This window comes from Acidovorax sp. KPB24-03 (assembly GCF_057546605.1).
The window spans coordinates 1-3,443 of the sequence record NZ_BAAJYR010000365.1 but is presented as its reverse complement, the minus strand read 5'-3'; the positions used below and the strand labels follow the sequence as shown (position 1 = coordinate 3,443).

Here is a 3,443-nt window from a genome sequence, read left to right as displayed (position 1 = left end):
CGCAATCGCGTGTCGCTCGCCCCGTGCAGCCGCCACCTGCCTGCCGCATGAACGCCGGGGTGGTGCCCGACTGTCCCGCGCCGCAAGTCGCCGCCGCGCGCACCGTCCGCACCTGCGACCCGCAGGGCGGGCCCGACTGGCGGATCCTCGTCGTGGACAGCGACGCGGGCGTGCATGCGGCCATGCGCGCGGCGCTGCAGGGGCGCACGCTTTTCGGCCGCGCCCTGGTGTCGCGGCACGCTTTTTCGGGCGAAGAAGCGCGCGCGTTGCTCGTGGGCGAGCCGAACGTGGCGATGGTGCTGCTCGACGTGGCTTCGGAGCCAGTGGGCGGCGCCGTCGCGGCAGCCGGCACCCCCTTGGCGCTGGTGGACTTCATCCGCCACACCGCACGCCTGCCCAATGCACGCATCGTGCTGCGAACGGGCCAGCCCGGGCCAGTCATGGACCTGGACACCCTGCTGCAGTACGACATCAACGACTACCGCCCCAAGTCCGAGCTGACGCATGACCGGCTGCTGGCCCTGGTCGTCACCTCCGTGCGGTCCTACCAGCGGCTGTGCGCCGCCGAGGCCAGCCGCCGCAGCCTGGAACTCATCGTGCGGTCCAGCGCGTCCTTGCTGGAGACCACCGATCCGCGGGCTTTCGCCTCGGGCGTCATCACCCAGCTGGCGGCATTGCTGGGTGTCGCATGCCATGCGCTGGTGTGCGCGCAGCAGGGAGAGACTGCGGACCGGTTCCAGGTGCTGGCGGCGGCCGGCCGGTTCGCCGGCCTCGCCGACGGCCCGTTCGACGCCGTTGCCGCCCGGCCCGAATGGGGCGTGCTGCGCCGTGTGCTGGAAGGCCGCGGCAATGGATATGCCGCCGATGGCGGCGTGGCGCTGCACATTGGGCACCAGGGCCGGCAGGGCATGGCCGTCTTCATCGACGTGCCCGCGGCGCGCGGCGCGCTCGATACCCAGATGCTGGACGTCTTCTGCGCCAACCTGGGCACCCTGCTGCACAACCACGGCCTGCTCGCGCGGCTGCATGAATACGCCTATTACGACCCGCTGGTCCGCCTGCCCAACCGCGCGCACTTCGTCGAGAAGGTGGACGAATGCGCCCGCCTCGGCACGCGCGGCCACATCCTGGCGCTGCTCGACATCGACGATTTCAGCGCTACCAACGACGTCATGGGCCACCGCTTCGGGGACTGCCTGCTGGAGCGGGTCGCCCGCGCGCTGTCCGCTGCACTGCCACCGGGCGTGCTGCTGGCCCGCCTGGGGGCGGACACGTTCGGCGTGCTGGGGGCGGTGGCGCAGGTGTCGCTGCAGCGGCTGCTGGACTGCGTCCGCCAGCCCCTGGCGGTGAATGGCGTCGCGCAAAAGGTGTCGCTCACCTGCGGCTACGTCTTCTTGCCCGAGGTGCCGCAGGCGGGCGCCGACCTCGTCAAGGACGCCACCATCGCCTTGAAGCGCGCCAAGCGCGACCATCGCGGTCAGCACCTGGAATATTCGGACCACATGGGGGCCGAGGCGCGCACCCGGGCGCTGCTGCTGTCCGACCTGCGGGCGGCCATCGACACGGCCAAGCTCTTTCTGGTCTATCAGCCGCAGATCGACCTGGCGACCCGGCGCCTGGTGGGGCTGGAAGCCCTGGTGCGCTGGCGCGCGGACGACGGCCAGCTGATATCGCCCGACCAGTTCATTCCGGTGGCCGAGCATTCGGGACTCATCGTGGCGCTGGGCAAGTGGGTGCTGTCCACCGCGTGCGCCTGCATGCGGGAGTTGCTGGCGGCGGGCCATGCACCCGGGCGCATGGCGGTCAACGTGTCGTCCGTGCAGTTGCAGGACCCCGCTTTTTTCGACACGGTCTGCGCGGCCCTGGCGGACAGCGGGCTAAAGGGGCCGCAGCTGGAGCTGGAGATCACGGAGTCGGTGGCCGCGCTGCCCACCCAATTGCTGAACTCGACCCTGTCCAGCCTGCGCGCGCAAGGCATCTCCATCGCGATCGACGATTTCGGCACGGGCTATTCCTCGCTGAGCTACCTGGAGCGGCTGGCGCTCGACCGCATCAAGATCGACCGCTCCTTCGTGCGCCACCTGGGCGAGCCGCACGGCGTCCGGATCGCGGAAATGGTGGCGCAACTGGGTCGCAAGCTCGGGCTGCAGGTGCTGGCCGAAGGCATCGAGGATGCCGCCGCGCTGCGCGCCCTGCTGGACATGGGCTGCCATGAGGGCCAGGGGTACCACATCGCCGTGCCGATGGAGAAGGGGGCCCTCATGGCCTGGCTGCAGCAACGGCGGTGAGCCGGGGCCGAGTTCGCCACCCGGGAGTCTGCCCACGATTCGTTTCGCGCCGTCCCTGGTGACACTTTGCAGCATGCGCCCACGCCCATCTGTGCCTTTTGCGATGGGTTTTGGTTAGCATGCCACTCCACATCAAAAGGGAGTCTGATTTGTTGCTGATCGAACAGACGGGGCGCATGGTTCCTCCGAGAGTCAAGCCCGCCACCAGCCCTGCGCTCGCGCCAGGCACCATGCACATCACCACCGGCATCGTCATTCATCCAAAGGCGAAGTGGTGAATCGATTCATTGGGTGGGCGTTTTTGGCGTTGCCTTTTTGCGCCAACGCCAGCGATTCCTTGCTCAAAGCCCAGGTGGAGTCACTGCCCATTCTCGTGCAAAAGGTCGAAACCTGCGGCGCCTGGACCCAGGCGGACCGGGCAGGTTACTACCGCGTGGTCGTTGTCGATGTGCACGAAGGGGCGGGCAGCGAGATCTACGTGCAATGGCTCACGCAGCCGACGCAGGAGCGGAGGCCAGAGTTGGTCCGGACCCTGGCGTTTCCCGAACTCAATGACGACCACAGCCAGTACGCCATTCAGGAAATGCGGTGCAGGAAGGTGGGCAGCGGAATCGAGATCGCGATCAAGGCACAGTACGAGCACGACACGGTGGAAAAGACCCATGCCATTCGGGTCCTTGTCAAAGCAGCGGGAACCTACGCGATATCGGGCATGGCGCGCGGCAGCCAACGGCGCTGAGCCTGGATGGGGTGTGCTGCGCATCGCTCGGCGGACGATGCCCTGCCAACCGTTTCGAGCGCAGCCTCGTCATCCCCTGCGCGTGGAGCCCCGCGCCAGCAGCGCTCCTTCCAGCACCACCCGCCTTACCGTCCGTTCGGGCTCTGACAGCCGCTGCAGCAGCAACTCGGCCGCGGTGCGCCCGATGTCGTAGGTGGGCTGCGCGATCACTGTCACGTCCAGGGCCGGCAGGGCCGTCCAGTCGTTGTTGTCGAAGCCGGCCAGGCCGATGTCGTTCGGCATCGACAGGCCCGCGGCCTGGATCGCGTGCACCGCGCCCAGCAGCAGCAGGCCGTTCGTGGCCAGCAAGGCGTCCGGGCGCGGCATGTCTCCGGTGCCCGCCAGCAGCGCCGTGGCGGCGGCCATGCCGGCCTCGC

Annotated in this window: 4 protein-coding genes; 3 read left to right on the top strand and 1 reads right to left on the bottom strand. The window is 68.7% G+C overall.

What is annotated here, in order from left to right; all coding sequences use genetic code 11:
- Positions 1–47: 47 nt before the first annotated feature.
- The 3 genes from AC27KI_RS20940 (at position 48) to AC27KI_RS20930 (ending at position 3,027) form a co-directional block, all read left to right on the top strand.
- Positions 48–2,288 carry a putative bifunctional diguanylate cyclase/phosphodiesterase gene (locus tag AC27KI_RS20940; RefSeq protein ID WP_487089790.1) on the top strand — a complete coding sequence of 747 codons (2,241 nt, stop codon included), beginning with the start codon at positions 48–50 and terminating at the stop codon, positions 2,286–2,288.
- Positions 2,289–2,437: 149 nt separating this feature from the next.
- Entirely contained in the window at positions 2,438–2,566 is a 129-nt protein-coding gene (locus tag AC27KI_RS20935) for a hypothetical protein (protein ID WP_487115627.1), read from the top strand.
- A gap of 59 nt (positions 2,567–2,625) precedes the next feature.
- Entirely contained in the window at positions 2,626–3,027 is a 402-nt protein-coding gene (locus AC27KI_RS20930) for a hypothetical protein (protein WP_487089792.1), read from the top strand.
- Positions 3,028–3,096: 69 nt separating this feature from the next.
- Here AC27KI_RS20930 and AC27KI_RS20925 read toward each other — a convergent pair.
- The coding region (locus AC27KI_RS20925; RefSeq protein WP_487115625.1) for a substrate-binding domain-containing protein at positions 3,097–3,443 on the bottom strand (347 nt) is incomplete at its 5' end.